This is a genomic window from Euzebya rosea (assembly GCF_003073135.1).
Taxonomy (GTDB): domain Bacteria; phylum Actinomycetota; class Nitriliruptoria; order Euzebyales; family Euzebyaceae; genus Euzebya; species Euzebya rosea.
The window spans coordinates 189,774-211,868 of sequence record NZ_PGDQ01000008.1 but is presented as its reverse complement, the minus strand read 5'-3'; the positions used below and the strand labels follow the sequence as shown (position 1 = coordinate 211,868).

The window sequence follows — 22,095 nt, the reverse complement described above, 5'->3', positions numbered from 1 at the left end:
GTGTAGCTTCCCCCGCTTGATGGGAGATTCCGGGGAACCACAGCAGGGCAACGGCGTGGGTGTGCGTCGTGCGCTCGTCATCGTGCCGACCTACGAGGAGTCGGCCACGATCGGCACGGTCCTCGAGCGCCTGTTCGCGGCCGCCGACGAAGGTACCGAGGTGCTCGTCGTCGACGACGGCTCCGCCGACGGGACCAGCGAGATCGTGAGGTCCCACCCCCTGGCCGGTGACCGGGTCCACCTCCTGGAGCGCGGTGCCAAGCTCGGCCTCGGGTCGGCCTACCGCGACGGCTTCGCCTGGGGCATGGCGCGCGACTTCGATGCCCTCGTGGAGATGGACGCCGACCTGTCCCACGACCCCGCCGACGTGCCGCGCCTGCTGGCGGGGCTGGAGGACGCGCACCTCGTCATCGGGTCCCGCTACGTACCGGGCGGGTCGACGCACGGCTGGGGCGTCGGCCGCAAGGTCCTCTCGCGGTTCGGCAACCTCTACGTGCGGGTCGTGACCGGGCTGCCGGTCGCCGATGCCACCGCCGGCTACCGCGCCTACCGCACCTCCACCCTGCGGGCGATCGGCATCGACTCGATCACCTCCGAGGGCTACAGCTTCCAGGTGGAGGGGGCCATCCGCACCTGGCGGGCCGGCTACCGGATCGCGGAGGTGCCGGTCGCCTTCTCCGAGCGCGAGGAGGGGCAGTCCAAGATGCACGGCGGCATCGTCAGGGAGGCGCTGCGGCGGGTCATCGCCTGGGGCCTCGAGGGCCCGCGGACCCCCCGCACCGTCCGCGAGGTCGAACCGTGGACCGGACACCCGGACAGGCGCTGAGACTTTCGGAACCCGGGGTCAAGCCCCTAGGGTCGTGGTGTGGTGGACATTGGGGAGGATGTTTCGCAGCAGTCGGCAACCCGTGACGTGGTTCGCGCGTCCCAAGTGGTGATGCATCGTTTCGTGCCGCTGCTGGCGTTGGCCTGTCTCCTCCTGGCGTCGGTCGGTTCGCCTGCCGCCGCGCAGGACGCCGGCGCCGGGGGCGACCGCCTCGCCGTGGATGTCGCCGTCGGGTTCGACGGGGTGGGCAGGGGGTCCTCGTGGACGCCCGTGACGGTCAGCTTCCGTCCCGACCGGCCCATCAGCGGCGAGCTCCGGGTGCAGTCGAGCAACGACGCCTTCGGCACGACCAGCACGACGGTGATCCCGCTCGAGCTGGTCGCCGGTGCGCCGGTTGCCCTGCGGACGGTCGTCCCCCCGGGCCGGGTGGGGGTGACCGTGCTCGAGGGCGACGACGTGATCGCGTCCCCGCAGCAGCAGGGGGCAACCCACCGCGGCCTGATGCTGGTCGGGTTGCTGGGTCGCGGGCCGCGGCCCGCCGGACCGGCCGTCACCCAGCTGCCGCCGTCGACGACCGCCCGGTGGGTCGGGGTCGACACCGACTGGCTGGACGTGCCACGGGCCCTGGCCTCCCTCGACCTGCTCGTCGTCGAGCCCGACCAGTGGGCGACCCTCGGGGAGGACGACCGGCAGGAGATCTGGCGCGAGGTCACGACCGCCGGCATGACGCTGGTCCTGACCGGACAGGTCGACGACACCCTGCTGCCGCAGCCGGTCCGCATGGACGCCCCGCCGCCGGACGCCATCGTCGTGCCCGCCACCACCAGCGACGGTGCCGAGGGGCCCGACGCGGGTGCCGTCATCGCCCCCGCCGGGCTGGGACGCCTCGTCCTGACCGACGCCGACCCCAACGTCGACACCGACGTCGCGACCTGGGAGGCGATCGTCAGCCCGCGGGGGGTGCTGGACCCGCTGCAGGACGGCGAGTCCTACGACAGCCAGCCGTTCGCCGCCCAGGACCTGCTGCAGTCAACCGGCAACGTGCCCGAGATCCCGGCGATCCCCTTCCTCGTGCTGTTCCTCGTCGCCTACCTGCTGGTCGTCGGCCCGCTGACCAGCGTCGTCCTGGCCCGACGTGGCCGGCCGGAGCTTGCCTGGGTGGCCGTCCCCGTCGTCGGGCTGGTCTTCGCCGCCGTCCCCCTCGCGCTCGGCGGCTCGACGGACGGCGGGACGACGGTGACGTCGCAGGTGCTGACCTGGTGGGTCGACGGCGTCGGCGAGCAGCGGGTTGCCGCCGCGTGGCGCACCCCGACATCGGGTGCGGTCGAGGCCACCCTCGACGGCACGGACTGGACGGCCTCGGCATGGGGCGGCCAGATCGGCGACGCGGCGGTCAGCCGCACCGACACCGACACGGCCGTCCGAGGCCAGCTGCGCGGCGGCGAGGTCGCCGGCGTGCTGGGTCAGCGTGTCATCGACGACCCCGCCCCGCTGCAGGTCGCCGCGACCGCTGGCGCCAACGGCATCACCGTCCACATCACCAACACCACCGCCGACGCGGTCGAGGACGCCCAGCTGGTCATCGGCAACCGCCGTGTCGACCTCGACCCGATCCCGGGCGGGGAGACCGTCACCGTCGCCGACGACCCCGGGCACCTGCAGCGGTCGCGGATGCAGCTCGACGCGTTCCCCACCGACGCCGACCGGTTCGGTGTGGTGATGCAGGCCCAGCCCGACGTCGCGGTGGCGGAGGAGATCATCGTCGAGATCGGCCCGGACGGCACGCAGACGGAGTTCGCCCAGCCCCTGCCCATGCCGCTCCCCGACGGCGGCTTCATGGGGCCGGGTCAGGGGTCGGGGCTGCTGCCCGCGGCCCTGCGGCTGGGCACCCCCGGCATGGTCTGGGTGGTCGCCCCGGCCAGCAGCGACGGCCCGCTGGTCGACGTCGACGGGGCACAGGCGCAGGAGGTCTCGACGATGCGCGCGGTCGGATCACGGATCCGCTTCGACGCGCCCGTCGACACCGCGCCGCCCGCGGCGTTGCTCACCCAGGTCGTCCGCCCCATCCAGGGGACCGGCGAGTGGATCGGTCCGGGCGAGGTGCTCGGCCCGAACCAGGTGCTGCGCGTCCAGCTGCCCCCCATGGCACCCGGCACCGCCATGGCCGGGTTCCTCCAGACCTTCGACGGTGGCGTCGAGCTGTGGGACGCCACCGCCCGCACGTGGCGCAACATGCCGCGGCAGTTCGGTGACGTGGCCGCCTCTCCCATCGCCTCGCCTGCGGGTGAGGTCTGGATCCGCATGAACGGCCAGGTCGACGGCACCGGGCTCGCCCTGGCCCCACCCGGCGTCGTCGCCGGGCCCAGCCCGGAGCAGGGCGGCGCCCGCGGCGAGCTCCAGCCGATGCCGATGCCGCTGCAGACCATCCCCGCCATCGAACCCCCCGTCCCGAGCCCGACCGCGGAGGTGGGTCAGTGACCGCGGCCGCCTCGCCTCCACCGCCGCCACCGGGTGCCCCCCGTCGAACAGCCGTGCCCGACACCGCAGATGCGGCCACGGGGACGGCTGTCGCCGACCCGCCCGCCATCCACCTCCGCGGGGTGACCAAACGGTTCGGGCCGACCCAGGCCGTCGCCGGCATCGACCTCGACGTCCCTGCGGGATCCCTGGTCGGCCTGATCGGACCCAACGGGGCCGGCAAGACCACGACCATGAAGTCGATCGCCGGGCTGCTCGCACCCGACACCGGCGTGGTGCAGGTCTTCGGCAACGACCCGATCCGGCAGCCGGGGATCGTCCGTCGCCTCGTTGGCTGGATGCCCGACTTCTTCGGCGTCTACGGCGGCCTCTCGGTCCACGAGTACCTCGACTTCTTCGCCGCCGCGTACAAGGTGCCGAAGGGCGAGCGGGCCCAGCGCGTGGACGACCTGCTCGAGCTGGTCCGCCTGACCGACAAGCGACGCACCGACGTCGAGGGGCTCAGCCGCGGCATGCAGCAACGGCTCGGACTGGCCCGCGCGCTGGTCCACGACCCCGAGGTCCTGCTGCTCGACGAACCCGCGTCGGGGCTGGACCCCCGTGCCCGCATCGAGCTGCGCGAGATCCTCCGGGCCCTCCACGGCGACGGCAAGACCGTCCTGATCAGCAGCCACATCCTGACCGAGCTCGCCCAGATGTGCGACAGCGTGGTGATCATGGACAGCGGCGGGGTCGTCGCCTCCGGCCGCACCGCCGACCTCGAGGCCAGCCTGTTCGGCGGGCACACCGGGGTGCGCATCCGCCTGCCCGACCCCGCGGGCACCGACGCCGCGGTCGAGTCCGCCCGCACGCTCGGCGCGGCCGTCGAGCACGTCCAGCCGGGGGTGATCTACCTGCGCGTCGCCGGGGCCGACGCCGAGGTCGCCGCGCTGGTCCGGTCACTGATCGGCGCCGGCGTCGACATCGCCGAGCTGACGCAGAAACGCCAGGACCTCGAGGAGCTGTTCATGTCCCTGACCAACCAGCGGAGCGCAGCCCCACCCCCGGCGGCACCACCGCCCGCCGCTGGACCGGCGGCCACCACCCCGCCACCGGCCGACGGGAGCCAGTCGTGAACCCGGTCCTCCGCCGAGAGCTGCTGCGCCGCTGGCGCCGGCCCCGGGCCACCCTGGTGCTGGTCCTGTTCCTGCTCGCCCTGTCACTCGTCACGTGGGGGCTGCACGAGATCGGTCGCCGGGTCCTCGAGGGACAGGCGCAGTGGATCGGCGCCGACGCCGCGTTCCTGCGACCGCAGCTCGGCCGGTTCATGGTCGAGAGCGTCCTGGCCACCCTGCTCGGGCTGGTGCTCGTCGCCGCCCCCGGCTTCGCCGCCGGACAGATCGCCGGTGAACGGGAACGCGGCAGCCTGCCGCTGCTGCAGGCCACCCTGATGACGCCCGGCCAGATCGTCCTCGGCAAGCTGTGGGCCTCCACCGCCTGGGTCGGCCTGCTCGTCGTCGCGTCGCTGCCGCTGGTCACCATCAGCACCGTCTTCGGTGGCGTGGAGCTGCTGGACGTCGTGCTCGGCCTGGCCGTCGTCCTGCTGATGGGGCTGTGCGTCGGCGCGATGGCGCTGGGCATCTCCTCGGTCGCCAAGGGCACCACCTCCGCCGTCGTCATGACCTATGCCCTGGTGCTGCTGCTGATCCTCGGCACCGGCTTCGTGGCGATCCTCATCGGGCTGGTCCGGGGAAGCCCCGAGAGCGCGATCATCCCGCTGTACGCCAACCCGTTCACCGCCCTGGCGGGTGCGGTCAACACCGGTGAGGTCGGTGGGATCCTGTCCCTTCCCTCCCCCCTGACCCCCTTCGCCTACCTGCTGCGTGCCGGCGACTTCGACAACGTCGGCTTCGGGGTCGACTTCGACCGGACGTGGCACTGGCTCAGGGGTGTCGGCCTGCTCGTCGCGTTCGCCGCGCTGGCGTTCCTCGTGGCCGTCCGCAAGGTCCGCCTGACCCGACCGACCGTCTCGGCCTCGATCGGCCCCGCCCGCGAGCCCGCCCCCACGACCGCAGGGCACCACGATGGGTGAGGGCCTGACCCGGCTGCTGGCGATGGTCCGGCGTCGGCTGCGCGTCAACCGCCTGCTGGCCGGGCTGTCCTTCGGCATGCTGCTCGCCGGTGGGCTGGTCCTGTGCTGGGCGCTGGTCAGCCGGCTGACCGTCCTGCCCGACGTCGACGGCGCCGTGACCGTCGTCGCCGGCCTGGTCGCCGTGGTCAGCACCGTCGCGGCGACCGCCGGTCGGATCGACCCCGTCCAGGCCGCCCGTGTCGCCGACCGGTGGCTCGACAGCGAGGACGCGTTCACCAGCGCGCTGGTCCTCCCGACCGACGAGGTGTCGGACCCGCTGGGGCTCGCCAGCCTCCAGGCACGCCGTGCCGAACGCCGGGCAGCGGAGGTGGCCGAGCTGCCAGGGAAGGCCCTCGTCCCGACACGCCGCCTCGCCGTCGGGGCATCCGCCGTCGCCCTCGCCGGACTGCTGATGGTGGTCCCCAACCCGCGAGACGACGACCGCGCCCGCCTGGAGGAGGAGCGGCTGGCGGCCGAGGAGGCTGCCGAAACGCTGGAGGAGGCGGCCGACCGGCTGGAGGAGGCCGACGCCGACGCGGCCCCGGCGCTGGCCGACCAGCTGCGCGACCTCGCCGAGGAGCTCCGCGAGGCGCCCCTGGAGGACGCGCTCGCCGAGCTCGACCGGGCCGCGGCCGACCTGGCCGACACCGCGGAGGCCGAGCTGCCACGAGAAGTCGCGCTGGACGGCCTTGCCCAGGAGCTCGCGGGTGCGCCCTTGCCCGGCGGCGGCAGCGGTGATCCGGCTGCCGAGCTGGAGGCGCTCGCCGCGGCGATCGAGGCCGGCGAGGTCACCGACACCGAGGCGCTGGCCGAACGGCTCGGCGAGCTCGGCGAGGCGCTCTCCGACGGCCTGCCCGCCGCCGCAGCCGGACTGCAGGCCGCGGCGGCGACGCTGGGGCAGCCCGGCGGCCAGGCCACCGCAGCCGCGGCCCTGCGTCGCGCCGCCGACGCTGTCCGCGACGCCCAGGCGGCGACCGCCGACGCGGCTGCGGCCGGGGCGGCTGCGGCCGCGGCAGAACGCGCGGCCGGCCAGGCCCGCGACGGCGCCGGCGACGGGAACGGCGACGGCAACGGCGATGGGAACGGGAACGGCCAGGGCAGCGGCGACGGGAACGGCGGCGGCACCGGGAACGGCCAGGGGCAAGGACAGGGTCAGGGGCAAGGACAGGGGCAGGGCAGCGGTGGTGGTGGCGGTGGACCGGGTGCCGTGGTCGATGCCCCCGGCACGGGCAACGGTGGCAGGGGCCAGTCGACACAGGGCCAGTCCGGCCCCGGCCAGGCCCCCGGCGAGGGACAGGAGACCGCGACCGGCCGAGACCCGCTCGCCCCCGTCGACCCCGACGAGCAGGTCTTCCTCGGGGGCACCCCCGACAACCTCGACGACGCCCCCGTCACCGGTACCCAGGAAGGGCAGGGCATCGCCTCCGACGCCCGCGTGCCCTACCTCGACGTGCTCGCCGACTACGCCAGCCGCGCCACCGCCGCCGTCGACCAACCCGGCTACCCGCTGCGCCTGCGCGACACCGTCCGCGACTACTTCGACCGCCTCGCCAGAGGAGCCAGCCAGTGACCCAGCAGCCCGCACCCCCTCCTGCCCCGCCGATGCCGCCGCGCGGCGACGCGTCGTCCCGGGCGGCCGACGCCGAGGCGGCCATCGCCCACGCGCTGCGGCTCGGCGAGTCCATCCGCAGCGAGGTCAGGCGGGTCATCGTCGGTCAGGCCGACATGGTCGAGGAGGTGCTGGCCTGCCTGTTCGCCGGCGGGCACGTCCTGCTCGAGGGTGTCCCCGGCCTGGGCAAGACCGTCCTGCTCAAGTCGCTGGCTGGTGCGCTGCGCATGGACTTCAGCCGCGTCCAGTGCACCCCCGACCTGATGCCCGCCGACATCCTCGGCACGACCGTCCTCACCGGCGACCAGGCCGGGGCGTTCCAGCCGGGTCCGGTCTTCACCAACCTGCTGCTGGCCGACGAGATCAACCGGGCCACCCCCAAGACCCAGGCCGCGCTGCTGGAGGCCATGGCCGAACGCGGGGTGACGCTCGGCGGCACCACCCGTCCGCTGCCCGACCCGTTCCTCGTCCTCGCGACGCAGAACCCCATCGACATGGAGGGGACCTACCCGCTGCCCGAGGCGCAGATGGACCGGTTCCTCGCCAAGGTCCTCGTGCCGATGCCCCCGGCCGATGACCTGGTCGACATCCTGACCCGCACGACCGGCACCACGTCCGCGGAGGTGCGACCCGTCGCGACCGTCGACGACGTCCGGGCGATGGTCGCCCTCACCAGGTCCATCCCCATCGCCCCCCACGTGCTGCACCATGCGGCCGCCCTGACCACCGCCACCCACCCCGACCGGCCCGATGCCGCCGACCCGGTCAAGCGGTACGTGCGGCTCGGCGCCTCTCCCCGTGGCGCCCAGGCGATGGTGCTGCTGGCCAAGGCGACCGCGCTGCTGGCCGGACGGGCCCATGCGTCGGTCGACGACCTCCGACGCGCCGCGCTGCCGGCGCTGCGCCACCGGCTGGTCCTCGGCTACGAAGCTGCCGCCGCTGGCGTCACCGCCGACCAGCTGGTCGCCGCCGTCCTGGACCGCGTCGGCCCGCCCGACCCGCAGGTCCGGGGCGCCTGAGGTGCCTGCCGCCCTGCTGCAGCCCGCGGAGCTGGAGGCGCTGCGGCGGCTGCAGCTGCGTGCGCGTCGGCGGGTGGCAACGGGTGGCAGCGGACAGCACCGTGCCCGTGGGCACGGCAGCTCGCTGGACTTCGACGACTACCGCCCCTACCAGCCCGGCGACGACCCACGCCGCGTCGACCACCACGCCCACCAGCGGCTCGGTCGGCTGCTGGTCAAGCTGTTCGAGGCCGAGGACGAGGTCGGCCTCCAGGTCGTCGTCGACACGTCCGCCTCCATGGCGTTCGGTGACAAGGCGACCGTGGCCTGCCGTCTCGCCGCAGCGCTCGCCGTCACCGCGGTGCTGGGTGGCGACCGTGTGCGACTGGCCACGACCGACGGCGAGGGGGGACTCGGACCGTGGCAACGCGGCCGGCCGGCGGTCGGCGCGACCCTGGCCCGGCTCACCGCCGTCCGTGACCACCTCGTCGACGGCGCCGCCGTCCCGTCCGACCCTGCGCGCGTGGACGCCGAGGACCCGGCGCTGGCCGCCATCCGCCGGTGCCTGCCCGCCAGCGGACGGGGGCCGGTCGTGCTGATCGGTGACCTGCTGACGCCAGGCTGGCCCGACGTCATCCGGCTGCTCGGAGCCGGCCGTGCCGGCGGGGCGATCGTGCACGTCGTCGGCCGCGACGACCTGGACCCCTGGCTGGACGACGACCCGCGCCTGGTCGACGCCGACCGGGGCACCGAGATCGACGGAGCCGCCACCCCGGCGGCCCGACGACGCTTCGTCGAACGGCGGGACGCCTGGCTGGACGGCGTGGACGCCACCGCCGGGGCGGCCGGGGTGACGTGTGTCCGGATCGTCGACGACCTGCCGGTCGACGAGCAGATCCTCGCGCTCCCCCGCAGCGGGGTGGTCGGGTGAGCCTGCTCGCCCCCCTCGGGCTGGCCGCCGGCGCCCTGCTCGGACCGCTCGTCCTCTGGTACGTCCTGCGCAGCCGCCGTCCCCGGCGGGTCGTCGCCTCGACCCTGCTGTTCGCCGACGAGGCCGAGACCGCCTCGGCCGCCATCCCGTGGCAGCGGTTCGCGCCCGACCGGACCTTCTGGATCATCGCGCTCGCCCTGCTGATGGCAGCACTGGCGCTGGCCCGTCCGGCAGTCGCCGTGCCCGCGGAGGTGTCGGACCACACGATCGTCGTCGTCGACGGGTCCGCGTCGATGCAGGCCACCACCGCCGACGGGCTGGCCCGCATCGAACATGCCCGCGCCGTCGTCGCCGAGCTGGTCGACCGGGCCGGCGACGGGCGCCTGGTCTCCGTCGTCCTTGCTGGCACCCACGCACGCGTGATCGCCGACACGCTCCCGGCCAGCCAGGCGGAGGCGGCGCTCGACGGCATCCGCGCCGACAGCACCGCCGGGGCGATGGACGAGGCCCTGACCCTCGCCGCAGCGATGATCCGTCCCGGCGAGGACACCGTCCTGCACCTCGTCACCGACGGCGGCATCAGCCCCGACGCGGCCTCGCTCGCCCCTCGCGGCACCATCCTGGACCTGGTCGGCGAGACCGGCCCCAACTTGGCGATCGGTGCGGTGCGCGCCGTCCCCCTCGGCGGCGGCAGCGCCCGGCTGGTGGTGCAGGTCGACAGCCATGCCGACATCCCCCTGGACATCGTCCTGACCGTCACCGTCGACGACGACACCGTGGCCACGAGGGCGGCGACCGTCGACCCGCGCGGTCGCAGCGACATCGAGGTCGACATCGAGGGCCTCGTCGGTGACCCCGACGGCAGGCCCCCGGTGCTGGAGGCCGCCGTCGTCGTCGACGACACCGGTCCCGACGGCGAACGTGTCGCCGATGGGCTGGCCCACGACAACCGGGCACGGGTCGTCCTGCCCGACCGGCCCGACGTGCGCATCCTGCACGTCGGCCCGGACAACCTGTTCCTCGACGCGGCCCTGGCCGCCGTCCCCGGTGTGGACGTCACCCGCGCCGACACGATGCCCGCCGCGCTGACGGCACGGCCGGACGGGGACGGCCCCGGTGGGCCTGCAGGCGTCGACGGCGGCGAGGACGTGCTGGACGGTGTCGACCTGGTCGTCGCCGACCGCGTGGACCTGCCGGCCGTCCCGACGGTGCCGATCCTGGCGTTCGCCCCGACCAGCCTGCCCGACGACGTCACCGTGACCGGCCGGCGTGCCCTGCCGACCATCACCCGCGTCGACACCGCCGACCCGCTGCTGGCCGACGCCGACCTGTCCGACCTCGCCGTCGCCGAGATGGACGTCGTCGAGGCACCGTCGATGCGCCGGCTGGTCGACGGCCCCGGTGGGCCGCTGCTGCTCGCCGGGCGGGTGGGCGACGCGTCGATGGTGCTGCTGCCCTTCGCGCTGGCCGACTCCAACCTGCCGCTCCAGGTCGGCCTGCCCGTCCTCGTGGCCAACGCCGTGCAGCAGCTGGCCGCCCCGACCACCGACGTCCCGCTGACCGCCGGGGCCGACCGGTCCCTGCCGCTGCCCACCGGGGTCGAGGCGACCCTGACCTCCCCCGACGGCGCCACCGTTCCCGTCGGCGGGTTCCGGCCCAGCGCAACGCTGGACACCCCGGGCGTGTGGACCGTCGCCTACGACGGCACCGTCCCGGACACCGCCCCCCGGGTGCTGGCCGTCAACCCCGACACGGCCGAGTCCGACCTGGCGGTCGTCGAACCCGCCCTCGGCACCCCGTCCACGGCCGACACCACCACCGTCACCGCCGGCGAGGTCGCGCAGGAGCTGGCCCTGCCCGGCGACACGGCGCTGGCCACCGACGGCCGGATCGAGCTGTGGCGATGGTTCGCTGCCGCAGCCGCCGCCCTCGTCGGCCTGGAGGTCCTGCTGCAGGCGTGGGCCGCGTGGCAGGTGCGCGGCGTCGATGGCCGGACGGTCCGGCGTCCCGACCGGCGACAGCGAGTCGCCACCGGCATGCGCGTCGCGGCCCTCCTCCTGCTGGTCGCCACGCTGCTGGACCCGGCCATCCCCCTGCGGGGACGGGACGTCGACGTGGTCTTCGTGGTCGACGCGTCAGCCAGCATGGGGTCGGGTGGCCAGCAGGCAGCGCTCGAGTGGGTCAGGGCCGCAAGCGTCGACGCCGCGGAGGACGACCGCATCGGTGTGGTCCTGTTCGGGCGTGACGCCCAGGTCGCCCACCGGCTGCTGAACGCCTCGCCGAGCGTCCTGCCGCCCGTCGTCGTCCGCGAGGACGGCAGCGACATGGAACGCGCGGTCAGGCTCGCCGGAGGCCTGCTCGGCCGGGAGAACCGTCGCCGGGTCGTGCTGCTGACCGACGGGCGGGCGACGCAGGGCAACCTCGACCAGGCCGCGGCGCTGCTGGCCGAGACCGGCATCGGCCTGGACGTCGTCCGGGTCGGCGAGGCCGGCGTCGCCGACGTCCTGGTCGAGGCCGTCGAGGCGCCCGCGTCGGTCCGGCAGGGTGAGGCCTACCCCATCGACGTCGTGCTGCGCAACGACACCGGACGCGATGCCGAGGGTGTGCTGGTCGTCCGCATCGGCGACCAGCAGGTCGCCAGCCAGCAGGTCCAGCTGCCGCCCGGCACCTCCACCATTACCGTCGACCACGTGGCCGGTGACGACCCGCTGGACCGCATCACCGCCGAGCTGCGCAGCGGCGAGTCGACCGTCGCCCGCAACGACACCGGCCAGGCCGCCGTGAGGGTCGCCGGGCCGCCACGGGTCCTGATGATCGCCGACGACCCGGCCGACGCCGACCCGCTGGCCGCCGCCCTGGAGGCCGGCGGGGTCACCGTCGAGCAGCGGCCCATCAGCCAGGGCCTTCCCACGGCCGACCGGCTGCTGGCCAACGATGCGATCGTCCTGGTCGACGTGGCCGCCCCGTCCCTCGGGACCGCCGGCATGACCGCCCTCGACGCCGCCGTCCGTGACGGCGGGGTCGGCCTGGTGGCCGTCGGCGGCGAGCAGTCCTTCGGGCTCGGCGACTACACCGACACCTCGCTGGAGGACCTGCTGCCGGTCTCCTCCCGCATCACCGACCCGCTGCGGCGCCCGCGCGTGGCCGAGGCGCTGGTCGTGGACTCCTCGGAGTCCATGGGGGCCTGCCACTGCGCCGACGAGGCCATGGGCGGCCCCATCCAGGAGGACCCCGGCGCCGTCCAGAAGACCGAGATCGCCCGGCAGGCCGTCCGCCGTGCCGTGCAGGCGCTGGAGTCCACCGACACCGTCGGTGTGCTCGCCTTCGACACGCAGTCCCACTGGGTGCTGCCGCTGCAGCAGGTCCCCGAGTCCGCGGTGGTCGAGGACGGGCTGGCGCAGCTGCAGCCGTCCGGCAACACCGACATCCCGCAGGCGATCCGCGTCGCCATCGAGGGTCTCCGCGGTGCCGACGCGGAGCTGCGGCACATCGTGCTGTTCTCCGACGGGTTCATGGGCGACCTCACGGGCCTCGGGCCGGTGGCCGACGAGGCACTGGACGCCGGCATCACCCTGTCGGTCGTCGGCACGGGCGAGGGCAGCTTCGACGAGCTGGAGGACATGGCCCGGCGGGGCGGCGGCCGCTACTACCCGGGACGCGACCTGTCGGAGATCCCCGAGATCCTGGCCGCCGAGGTCATGCAGGTCGCCCGTCCGCTGGTCAGCGAGGGCAGCTTCGTCCCGACCGTCACCGGGCTGGACGACGCCACCGAGGGGCTGGACAGCGCCCCGCCCCTGCTGGGGTTCGTGGCCACCACCGCCAAGCCGACCGCCCGCCGGCTGCTGACCGTCGGCGAGTTCGCCGATCCCCTGCTGGCCACGTGGCAGGTCGGGGCGGGCACGGCCACGGCGTGGACCAGCGACGCGGCTGCCCGCTGGTCGGCCGGGTGGGTCGGCTGGGGTGGCTACCAGTCGTTCTGGGCCGACGTGGTCAAGGACACGTTCCCCGACGCGACGGGCGACACGATCGATGCGTCGGCCACGGCCGGGCCGGGTGGCCTGGACGTCACCGCGCAGGTGCCCGCCAACGTGGCCGGCACCACGGTCACCGCGACGGTCGTCGACCCCGACGGCGTCCGGCACGAGGTCGAGCTGCACCGCGACGACTTGGGCGGGTTCTCCGGCACGCTGCCCGCCGAAGCGGAGGGGGTGCACCTCGTCAGCATCCTCGCCACCGACGGGGCCGGCGAACCCATCGGCCGGGCGACCGTTCCGGCCGTCCGGGCCTACCCCGCGGAGTTCGGGGCCGCCCCCGCCGACGACGCCGCCCTGACCCGGGCGGCCGAGCAGACCGGCGGGCTGGTCGACCCGGCGCAGGCCGCGGCGTTCCGCAGCGACGACCTGGACCCGGGCCGGCGAGGCGTCCGCATCCGGTCGTGGCTGCTGGTCGCCGCGATGCTGCTGGCGGTGGCCGAGGTCGGGGTACGACGCCTGCGCCTCGAACGCGGTGACCTGCGCCGGCTGCGGTCGCGCACGGCCGATGCGTCCCGGCCGTCGTCCCGGTCGACCGCCGGCCCGTCGAGCACGGTCGGGACGCCGTCGACCACCGACCGCGTGTCGGGTGCGTCGGGGGTCGGCCACCGCGGTCCCCCCGGCGGATCACCCCCGCTGGCCAGCCCCGGCCCCGAGCCGTCGACCGACGCCGGCCCGCCCGCGCCCCCTCCTCCTCCCGATGGTGAACCAACTCCCACCGCCGGGGAACCCGCCACCGGCCTGGCCGCCCTCCGCAGGGCCCGCGACAAGGCGTTCGACCGGGATGACTCCAGCCCCTGGTGACGCGTGCTGGATCCCGGGCCGCCCGTCGTGACCACCCGACACGCGCGTCGGCGTGGTCAGGCGTCGAGCAGATCGCGGAGGAGGGGAGGGATCAGCTCGCGGGTGTCCTCGACGACCTCGTGGGTGGCCAGCCAGGCGTCCAGCTCGGCCAGGGGCACGCGGTCGAGGGCGGTGACCTCGCCGTCCGCGGGGTGCAGCTCGCCGTCGAAACGGGCGACGTACACCCGCCCGACCAGCGACGCGGGGTCGGTGGGCGACGCGGCCGTCCACTCCACCTCACCGAGGTCCTCCAGCGGGATGCCCTCCAGGCCCGCCTCCTCGGCCAGCTCGCGGCGGGCCGCGGCCTCCCACGGTTCGCCGACGTCGCAGATGCCGCCGAACGCCAGGTCCCAGTGGCCGCCGGCCAGGTCCTTCCACTCCGCCCGCCGGTGCACGACCACCTCGTCGTCGCTGGTCAGGACCACGACGTAGGTGGAGCGGTGGCGCAGCCCCTTGGCGCGCATGCGGGCGCGGGGCACCACGTCGGCCACCGACCCGTCCTCGGCCAGCACCTCGACCGGCTGCTCGGCGGCTGAGGTGGCCCCGACCGGTGTGGCCAGCTCGGCGATCACGGCGGCGACCTCCTCGGGGGCGAACTCGAGGGTGGCGTCGCCCACGGTCAGCTCGACCCGCTGCCACGACGGCATCTCCGACGGCCACGACTGGGACCAGACCCCGATCCCCTGCTCCAGCGCCAGGCGGTGGGCCCGGACCCGGAAGTCCGCGGCGGTCGTGCGCATCGCCACGTGGAACATCGAGACCTGCGGGGGGTCGGGGACGACCTCGACCCCGTCGACGTCGGCAAGGGCAGCCGCGACGGCGCGGGCGTGAGCCAGGTAGTCGGGCATGCGGCCCAGCCGAGCACGCAGGCCGGCGAGGGCGCTGGCGGCGTAGGGCCACAGGGCGAACACCGTCCCGCCGTGTCGGTGCCGCCACTCGCGGGCACGATCGACCAGGTCGTCCTCGCCGACCAGGCAGGCCCCCGCGATGGCGCCGAGCCCCTTGTAGAACGACACGTAGACGCTGTCGAACAACGCGGCGACCTCGGCGTGCGGGCGGTCGTACCCGGCGGCGGCCTCCCACAGGCGGGCCCCGTCCATGTGCACGGCCATGCCGCGCTCGCGAGCCCACGTGGTCTGGGCGACCAGCGCGTCCCAGGACGGCAGGCGACCCCCGATCTCCCGCTGCGGCAGCTCCAGCAGCAACGTCCCCGCGGGTTCGGCGATCGCCTCGAGGTCGGTGAGGGAGAGCAGCTCGACCGGCGACCCGACGGGCCGCAGGGTCAGGCCGTGCAGGCGCTGGGGACCCTCGTCCTCGTGCAGCAGCAGGTGGGCGGTCGGGTGCATCAGCGCGGTGGCGCTGCCCACGTCCTCGGCGTGGATCCGCAGGGCGATCTGCTGGGACATCGTGCCCGACGGCATGAACACCGCGGCGGGCTTGCCCAGCAGCTCGGCGACCTCGGCCTCGAGCTCGGCGACCACCCCGCCGCCGCCGTACCGGTCGGCCTCGACGTCGTCGGGCAGCTCGGCCAGCAGGTCAGCAGGCGTGCGCTCGCCGTGCCAGTGGAGGAACCGGGTGCAGCGGGCCGCCAGGGCCCGCTGACGGCCGGCGTCATCCATGGTCGTGGTCGTGCCCGTGTGTGTGCGCGGCGTCGAGCTTCGCCCGTGCCTCCGCGATCAGGTCGGGGTCGGCGGCAGGGCTGCCGTCGGAGAGGATGCAGAACTCGTTGCCGTCGGGGTCGGCCAGCACCTCCCACGTCACGTCGGGGTCCTCGTGCTGGCCGATGTCGACCCGTGTCGCGCCGAGGTCCAGCGCCTTGGCGACCGCCGCGGCCTGGTCGTCGGGCCGCAGGTCGAAGTGCAGCCGGTTCTTCCCGGCCTTGGGGTCATCGACCTCCACGAACAGGATGGGAAACCCCTCCCCGTCCCGCGGGCCGATCATGACCTCGCCCTCGTCCTCGAACGTGCGGACCCACCCGAGCAGGTCCTCGTAGAACATCGCCAGGGCGTCGGGGTCGGGTGTGTCGATGAGCAGGGCGTCGACGGTGATGCGCATGGCCGGCACGATACCCGCGCCGGCACCTCCGTCGACGGGGTTACTGGATGGCCAGGTAGCAGAGGTAGCGGGCCTCGGTCGACAGGTCGGTGGCCACGTCCGATGCGAGGGTCCACGACAGGGCGCGGTCCTCGTGGGAGGGGATCAGGTCGGCGTCGCTGCCGTCGAACCGCAGGACGTCGCCACCGCGGATGTAGTCGACGGTGTAGATGAAGGTGCGCTCGCCGTCGACGACCCAGTGGGCGGCCGACGCCGATCCCGCGACGGGCTGGAAGAAGGCCAGCTGGGAGATGTGGCCGGTCCGTCCGTCGACGTGGAACACGCGGGTGCCGTGCTCGTACCAGCCGGCGGCGACCATGATGTCGCCCTCGGCGGCCACGCCGGACGCGATCTCGGTCGCGGTCGGCTGACGGGTGTCGAACCAGTGGCCCGAGCAGCCCAGCGCGTTGACCGCGGCGTTGCCGTCACCGTCGTAGGTGCCCGACTCGGGGCGGAAGACCTCGATGGCCTCGAACTGCGTGCCGTCCTCCCAGTCCGCGATCGACCACGACGCCAGCGGGCCCGACCCCGCACCACAGGTGCCGGTGAAGTTGGTCTCGCCGTTGCCCAGCATGATCTCGCCCGGGGCCAGGTTGGTGGGCAGGCCGTCGGCGTCGAGGATCACCGGGTCGGTGGTGGTGTCGCGGGGCTCGTAGGCCTCGAAGTCCAGGACCTTGTTGTTGTGCTGGTACTGGGTCCCGAAGTCGCCGTGGTCGGCCCTGTTCGACTGGCTGATGACGAGCGGGACCTGCGGGTCGGTGACGTCGAGCATGACGATCGGGGTCGTGTCGGTCGTCAGGACCCGCTCGAGGTCGCCGTCGCCGTCGAGGTCGCGGTCGCCGATGACCTCGACGTTGTGGCCGCCGCCCGGACGCGACCCGATCTGGGCCTGCACGACGTCCTTCCAGTCCCCCACCAGCTCGGGGTTGGACTTGTCGGACATGTCGTAGATGTCGCCGTCGGAGCCGTAGACCCAGTCGCACGCATCGTCGATGCAGTCGACGATGTGGGCACCCTCCAGCAGGATCTGGCCCTCCAGGGTGATCAGCACCTGCCCGGTCGCCGCGATCGGGTCGCTGACGGTGAAGACGTAGTAGTACGCGTCGACGGTGAACTCGCTCATGAGCACCGTCCTGCCGTCGGCCGACACCGACACGTCCTCGTTCTCGAAGTTGGGGATCTCGAAGCGGCCGAGCGGCACGGGGAACGCCGGGTTGTCGACGTTGTAGATCGTCAGCCCCTGGGCGCCGGAGACGTAGAAGCGTCGCTCGCCGTCGGGCATCACGTGGTAGCGCGCACCGATGCCGGAGGAGTCCGCGGCGAGCGTGCCGAGGTAGTCCATGTTGTCGCTGGAGAAGCCGCCGGGCCCCGGGGCGGCGTCGACCAGCAACGAGCCGGTGTCGGTGGCCGCGTCGAGCGACGGCAGGGCGGTCGCGGGCATGATGCCGGCAGCCAGGGCAAGGAGGGCGACGAGTGCCGCGAGGATGGTGCGCATGGTGCGTGGTTCGACGTGGGTGCATGCGTTTCCTGCCCGGCGGTGCCGGTGGGTCGTGGCGACACGGGCGGAATCAGCGCCCCGCGGGACCGGTTGGGTCGGACGTGGCAGGGTTCACGCCGCCACCACTCGAGGAGGAGCGCCACGGTGATCACGACGTCACGATGCACGTTCGACAGCCCCAGGGGACACGAGCTGTCCGCCCGCCTCGACGTGCCGCAGGGCCGGGCCGTCCGCGGAGCGGCCGTGTTCGCCCACTGCTTCACGTGCTCCAAGGACCTGAAGGTGGAGAAGGAGATCGCCCAGGCGCTGACCCGTGAGGGCTTCGCCGTCCTGGCCTTCGACTTCACCGGCCTCGGCCGCAGCGGGGGCGAGCTGTCCGGGTCGAGCTTCTCCGCCGACGTCGAGGACCTCGTCGCCGCCGCACGGTACCTGGGCGAGACCGTCGCCCCGACCTCGCTGCTGGTCGGCCATTCCCTCGGTGGGGCGGCCGTGCTGGCGGCCGCCCCACGCATCGAGTCGGTGGCCGCCGTCGCGACCATCGGCGCGCCTGCCGACCCCGGCCACGTCGAACACCTGCTGTCGGCGGGCCTGGAGGAGATCGACCGCGAGGGGCAGGCCGAGGTGTCCATCGGCGGTCGACCGTTCACGATCGGGCGGTCGTTCGTGGAGGACCTGCGGACCCACCGGCTGGTCGACACGTTGCCGTCGCTGGGCAAGGCGCTGCTGGTCATGCACTCCCCGCTGGACCAGACGGTCGGCATCGACAACGCGCGGATCATCCACGACGCCGCCAAGCACCCCAAGAGCTTCGTGTCGCTGGATCACGCCGACCACCTGCTGAGCGACCCGCGGGACGCCCACTACGCAGCGGGGGTCATCGCCGCATGGGCCGAGCGGTACCTGCCTTCACCCCAGGTGGCGGGCAGCACCACCTACGACGAGGCCGGCGCCACCGCCGTGACCAAGGGCACCCTCGAGACGGACGTGACCAGCCGTGGCTACGTGCTGCGGGTCGACGAACCGGAGGAGGCCGGCGGCCTCGAGACCGGCCCGACCCCCTACGACCTGCTTGCCGGTGCCCTGGCGTCCTGCACCACCCTCACGCTGCGGATCTACGCCGACCGCAAGGGGTACCCGCTGACCGCCGCCCGGGCGACGGTGACCCACGATCGGGTCCACGCCAAGGACTGCAACGAGTGCGAACACGTGGCCGGGCGCATCGAGAAGTTCGACAAGACCCTGGTGCTGGAGGGCGACCTGACCGACGACCAGCGGGCCGACCTGCTGCGCGTCGCCGACAAGTGCCCCGTCCACAAGACGTTGCACGGCCAGATCGAGGTCCACACCGTCCTCGAGTGACGCCCGCCCGGTGGCAGGACGGGCACTGGCCGGCAGGTCAGCTGCTGGCGCCGAGGTCGCGGAACGGCGGCGGCATGTCGCCCTCGTCGCCCACCACGATCCACATGGAGAAGCGCGTCACCGTGGCGGCGGCGTTGGCGTAGCGATGGGGCTCGTGGGCCTCGAACACCACGACCTCGTCGGCCTGCACGTCAACCGACCGGGCCCCGACGGCCACCGTCAGCGCGCCCTCGTGCACACGGACCGTCTCGGTGGTGCCGCGGGGGTGGGCCTCACCGTCGAAGGCGTCGCCGGGTGCGAGCTCCCAGTCCCACAGCTCGACGCCACCCGGCGGGTCGGTGCCGATCAGCAGGGACGCCCGGCTGCCGGCCGGGGTGCTCCACAGGTCGACCGCGTCGTCCGCCCGGCGATGCTTGACCAGCGGACCGGATGGCCGTTCCAGCAGGGTGTGCAGGCCGACGCCCAGCGACTCCGACAACGCGCACAGGGTCGCCACCGACGGGTTGGAGCGCTGCTGCTCGATGGCGACGATCGTGCCCTTCGACAGCCCGCACGACTGGGCGAGGGTGTCTTGGGACCAGCCGAGCGCCTGCCGCAACCGCAGCACGTTGGCGCCGATCACGTCGGCCAGCTCCTCGACGTCCACGAGCACTCCTCGGTCAGTTCAGTAGGTATGTGGGCCAGTTGGTTGCACCGCATGCCATTGATGGATACGGTGGCGGGCCATTCAACTGGACGAGGAGGATAGCGAAATGACCGCGCTGCTGCTGTCGCTGGGGTCGGCCGTCACGTTCGGTGCCGCCGACTTCCTCGGAGGACTCGCGACGCGACGCGGTGACGCCGTGCCCGTCGCGGCGGTCAGCCAGGCGGTCGGCCTCGTGCTGGTCCTCGTGGCCATGCTCGTCCTGCCGGGCACGCCCAGCGCCCAGGCCATGGTGTGGGGCGGGGTGGCCGGACTCGCCGGGGCAGGCGGCCTGGTCGCGTACTTCCGCGCGCTGGGCATGGGGCAGATGGGTGCCGCGGCCCCCATGGCGTCCCTCGTCGGGGCAGCCGTGCCGGTCACCTTCGGGCTGGGCCTGGGCGAACGGCCCGACCAGCTGGCCGTCGTGGGCATCGCCGTCGGGATCGCCGGGACCGTCCTCGTGTCGCGCACGGGCGGATCCTTGACCCCAGAGACGGCGGCGCAGCGCCGTGGGCTGCTGGTCGCGGCGTTCGCCGGCGCGCTGTTCGGCGTGTTCTTCGTCGCGCTCGACCAGGCGCCGGACGACTCGGGCCTGTGGCCGCTGGTCGCCGCGCGCATCGTCGGCCTCGTCCTGCTCGGCGCGGTCATCGCGGCCCGTCGTCCGGCGTGGCCCACGGGCCGGGTGGCCGGCATGGCCACCACGTCGGGCCTGCTCGACATGACCGCCAACGTCCTGTTCCTCCTCGCCACCCGCCAGGGGCTGCTGGTCCTCACGTCCGTGGTGACGGGCCTGTACCCCGTCGGGGTGGTGCTGCTGGCGTGGCTGTTCCTGCGTGAACGGCTCGGCGCCAGCCAGCAGGTCGGCGTGGCGTTCGCCCTCGGCGCGACGGTGCTGATCGCGGTCTGACCCTCTTTGGGGGCTGATCGTGCCGATACCCACGATGGGGTGGGGTGGGCCCCGATCGGGCCGGTGGCCACGGGCGTGGCCGAGCCGTCCCGGTGGACAGGGATGAGGTGGGCCGTTTCTGGGAACTCCTCGGAGCAGACCCCGCCGACACGGCGGGGCCCGACCCGATAGGACATCCCCATGGCCGCTGCCGCCGACCTGACCGTCGAGGAGGCGAAGGACCCCAACCCGTCGCGAGGCGAACGGTTGCACGCCGACGAGTCCGGCGAGCTGAACGCCAGCTTCGACCGCAGCGTCGAGGAGGGCGCGGGCCGGCTGAACCGCCCGATCGGCAACCTGCTCGCGACCGGGTTCATGGCCGGGCTGGACGTCGGGTTCGGTGTGCTGGCCCTGCTGTTCGTGGAGCACGAGACGGGGTCGGAGCTGCTCGGTGGCCTGGCGTTCACCATCGGCTTCATCGCCATCCACCTCGGGCGCTCCGAGCTGTTCACCGAGAACTTCCTGGTTCCCGTGACCACGGTGATCACCCGCAAGGCCAGCCTGCGACAGCTCGGGCGGCTGTGGGCCGGCACGTACACCACGAACCTCGCCGGTGGCTGGCTGATCGCCGCGATGGTGATGATCGCCTACCCCGACCTGCACCCCATCGCGATGGAGCGCGGCGAGTCGATCATGAGCCGTGCCCTGTCGCTGGAGTCGTTCATGCTGGCCGTGCTGGCCGGTGCGGCCATCACCCTCATGACCTGGATGGTCCGCAACGCCGAGACCGAGGGCGGCCGGCTCGTGTCGGTCATCGCCTTCGGCTTCATCCTCGGCTCGACCCACATGAACCACGTCGTCGTCATCTCCATCAAGATGTTCGCGGCGCTCCAGGTGGGTGGGACCGGCTACGGCTACTGGGACTGGCTGCAGCTGTCGTCCTACGCCGTCCTCGGCAACATGCTGGGCGGCCTCGGCCTGGTCACCCTGTTGCGCCTCGTGCAGGTCGGCCGCCCCCACATCGAACGGCGTCGTCGCACCGCCATGACCATCAAGGGGTCGGACTACCGCCGCCGGATCCGGCCCGACGAGGACTGATCAGCTGTACGAAGGCCTCGTCGCCTGCCGTGTCGCTCAGCTGCAGGACCGCAGCAGCAGGATCAGCACGGCCGACGCGACGATCGAGACCAGGATGGACCCGGTGCAGCCGAGCTTGTTGGAGAAGAAGACGAACATGCGGCGATGCTGCCCCGCGCCGGGACGTTCGGAACGTCAGCGGATGTCGGCAAGCAGGTCGACAAGCTCGGTGACGGCCGCCGGGTCGACACCCGGGTCGCTGAAGACCTGCTCGTTCAGGACGGCCGTCGCCTGCTTGACGACGGCCCGTCCCTCCTCGGTCAATGTGGCCAGCTTGGCGCGCCGGTCGGTCGGATGGTCCTCCCGGACGACGAAGCCCTGCCGCTCCAGCCGGTCGATGGCCGATGTCACCGAGGTCGGGTGGACCTGCAGTCGCCGACCGATCGCCCCCATGGGCAACGACCCGGTCCGGCTGAACGACAGCAGCTGCAGGACCTCGTAGCGGGCGAACGTCAGGTCGAAGGGCTTCAGCAGCCCGTCGATGCGCTGCTGGAAGACCGCCTGCACTCGCGTGATGGAGGTGACCAGCGCCATGCCGTCGGCGGCGTCGGCCCAGCCGTGCTCGACCCATCGACGATGGGCTTCCCGGATCGGGTCGAAGTCGGCGTCCACC

Annotated in this window: 16 protein-coding genes; 11 read left to right on the top strand and 5 right to left on the bottom strand. The window is 73.7% G+C overall.

Features of this window, described 5'->3' with window-relative positions:
• Positions 1-19 precede the first annotated feature (19 nt).
• The 8 genes from CUC05_RS13160 (at position 20) to CUC05_RS24270 (ending at position 13,787) form a co-directional block, all read left to right on the top strand.
• Positions 20-826: a polyprenol monophosphomannose synthase gene (locus CUC05_RS13160; RefSeq protein WP_108666558.1), complete on the top strand. Its 807-nt coding sequence runs from the start codon at positions 20-22 to the stop codon at positions 824-826.
• A gap of 111 nt (positions 827-937) precedes the next feature.
• The gene (locus tag CUC05_RS13155) at positions 938-3,304 is read left to right on the top strand and encodes a hypothetical protein (protein ID WP_157965521.1); all 2,367 of its coding nucleotides are present in this window, start codon (positions 938-940) and stop codon (positions 3,302-3,304) included.
• Between the two features lie 53 nt (positions 3,305-3,357).
• The gene (locus CUC05_RS13150) at positions 3,358-4,419 is read left to right on the top strand and encodes an ABC transporter ATP-binding protein (RefSeq protein WP_205712318.1); all 1,062 of its coding nucleotides are present in this window, start codon (positions 3,358-3,360) and stop codon (positions 4,417-4,419) included.
• Entirely contained in the window at positions 4,416-5,375 is a 960-nt protein-coding gene (locus CUC05_RS13145; protein WP_108666556.1) for an ABC transporter permease, read from the top strand. Before CUC05_RS13150 ends, CUC05_RS13145 begins: the two co-directional genes overlap by 4 nt.
• A complete protein-coding gene (locus CUC05_RS13140; RefSeq protein WP_108666555.1) occupies positions 5,368-6,984 on the top strand; it encodes a hypothetical protein in 1,617 nt (538 codons plus the stop codon). Before CUC05_RS13145 ends, CUC05_RS13140 begins: the two co-directional genes overlap by 8 nt.
• A 32-nt stretch (positions 6,985-7,016) precedes the next feature.
• On the top strand, positions 7,017-8,042 hold the full coding sequence (locus CUC05_RS13135; protein ID WP_108666593.1) for an AAA family ATPase: 1,026 nt from the start codon (positions 7,017-7,019) through the stop codon (positions 8,040-8,042).
• A 1-nt stretch (position 8,043) separates the two neighbouring features.
• Positions 8,044-8,952, top strand: a complete 909-nt coding sequence (locus CUC05_RS13130) for a DUF58 domain-containing protein (RefSeq protein ID WP_157965520.1) — start codon at positions 8,044-8,046, stop codon at positions 8,950-8,952.
• The gene (locus tag CUC05_RS24270; protein ID WP_157965519.1) at positions 8,949-13,787 is read left to right on the top strand and encodes a VWA domain-containing protein; all 4,839 of its coding nucleotides are present in this window, start codon (positions 8,949-8,951) and stop codon (positions 13,785-13,787) included. The genes CUC05_RS13130 and CUC05_RS24270 overlap by 4 nt, the downstream gene beginning before the upstream one ends.
• A gap of 56 nt (positions 13,788-13,843) precedes the next feature.
• Here CUC05_RS24270 and CUC05_RS13110 read toward each other — a convergent pair whose 3' ends face one another.
• The 3 genes from CUC05_RS13110 to CUC05_RS13100 are packed head-to-tail and all read right to left on the bottom strand — an operon-like array spanning position 13,844 to position 17,415.
• Entirely contained in the window at positions 13,844-15,445 is a 1,602-nt protein-coding gene (locus tag CUC05_RS13110) for a beta-eliminating lyase-related protein (RefSeq protein ID WP_157965518.1), read from the bottom strand.
• Positions 15,438-15,881 (bottom strand): VOC family protein, encoded by a 444-nt coding sequence (locus CUC05_RS13105; protein ID WP_157965517.1) that lies wholly within the window; start codon positions 15,879-15,881, stop codon positions 15,438-15,440. The genes CUC05_RS13110 and CUC05_RS13105 overlap by 8 nt, the downstream gene beginning before the upstream one ends.
• 40 nt (positions 15,882-15,921) lie before the next feature.
• Positions 15,922-17,415: an LVIVD repeat-containing protein gene (locus CUC05_RS13100; protein WP_108666553.1), complete on the bottom strand. Its 1,494-nt coding sequence runs from the start codon at positions 17,413-17,415 to the stop codon at positions 15,922-15,924.
• Between the two features lie 147 nt (positions 17,416-17,562).
• Between CUC05_RS13100 and CUC05_RS13095 the strand changes: the two genes are divergently transcribed.
• Positions 17,563-18,777: a bifunctional alpha/beta hydrolase/OsmC family protein gene (locus tag CUC05_RS13095; protein WP_205712316.1), complete on the top strand. Its 1,215-nt coding sequence runs from the start codon at positions 17,563-17,565 to the stop codon at positions 18,775-18,777.
• Positions 18,778-18,814: 37 nt separating this feature from the next.
• Here the strand turns inward: CUC05_RS13095 and CUC05_RS13090 are convergent, their stop codons facing one another.
• Complete coding sequence (locus CUC05_RS13090; protein WP_170128004.1) at positions 18,815-19,423, bottom strand: helix-turn-helix domain-containing protein; 609 nt, start codon at positions 19,421-19,423, stop codon at positions 18,815-18,817.
• A gap of 106 nt (positions 19,424-19,529) precedes the next feature.
• Here CUC05_RS13090 and CUC05_RS13085 point away from each other — a divergent pair, with 106 nt between their 5' ends.
• A complete protein-coding gene (locus tag CUC05_RS13085) occupies positions 19,530-20,366 on the top strand; it encodes a DMT family transporter (RefSeq protein WP_108666551.1) in 837 nt (278 codons plus the stop codon).
• 180 nt (positions 20,367-20,546) lie between these two features.
• Positions 20,547-21,443 carry a formate/nitrite transporter family protein gene (locus tag CUC05_RS13080; RefSeq protein WP_108666550.1) on the top strand — a complete coding sequence of 299 codons (897 nt, stop codon included), beginning with the start codon at positions 20,547-20,549 and terminating at the stop codon, positions 21,441-21,443.
• A gap of 174 nt (positions 21,444-21,617) precedes the next feature.
• On the opposite strand, the gene CUC05_RS13075 is transcribed toward CUC05_RS13080, so the two are convergent.
• Positions 21,618-22,094, bottom strand: a complete 477-nt coding sequence (locus tag CUC05_RS13075) for a MarR family winged helix-turn-helix transcriptional regulator (protein WP_205712315.1) — start codon at positions 22,092-22,094, stop codon at positions 21,618-21,620.
• Position 22,095: the final 1 nt, after the last annotated feature.

Bases quoted from the DNA above. Each gene is read 5' to 3' on its own strand.
- CUC05_RS13080 (WP_108666550.1), top strand. From the start codon at position 20,547: ATGGCCGCTGCCGCCGACCTGACCGTCGAGGAGGCGAAGGACCCCAAC.
- CUC05_RS13105 (WP_157965517.1), bottom strand. From the start codon at position 15,881: ATGCGCATCACCGTCGACGCCCTGCTCATCGACACACCCGACCCCGAC.
- CUC05_RS13160 (WP_108666558.1), top strand. From the start codon at position 20: ATGGGAGATTCCGGGGAACCACAGCAGGGCAACGGCGTGGGTGTGCGT.
- CUC05_RS13100 (WP_108666553.1), bottom strand. From the start codon at position 17,415: ATGCGCACCATCCTCGCGGCACTCGTCGCCCTCCTTGCCCTGGCTGCC.
- CUC05_RS13085 (WP_108666551.1), top strand. From the start codon at position 19,530: ATGACCGCGCTGCTGCTGTCGCTGGGGTCGGCCGTCACGTTCGGTGCC.
- CUC05_RS13135 (WP_108666593.1), top strand. From the start codon at position 7,017: ATGCCGCCGCGCGGCGACGCGTCGTCCCGGGCGGCCGACGCCGAGGCG.
- CUC05_RS13140 (WP_108666555.1), top strand. From the start codon at position 5,368: ATGGGTGAGGGCCTGACCCGGCTGCTGGCGATGGTCCGGCGTCGGCTG.
- CUC05_RS13110 (WP_157965518.1), bottom strand. From the start codon at position 15,445: ATGGATGACGCCGGCCGTCAGCGGGCCCTGGCGGCCCGCTGCACCCGG.
- CUC05_RS13155 (WP_157965521.1), top strand. From the start codon at position 938: ATGCATCGTTTCGTGCCGCTGCTGGCGTTGGCCTGTCTCCTCCTGGCG.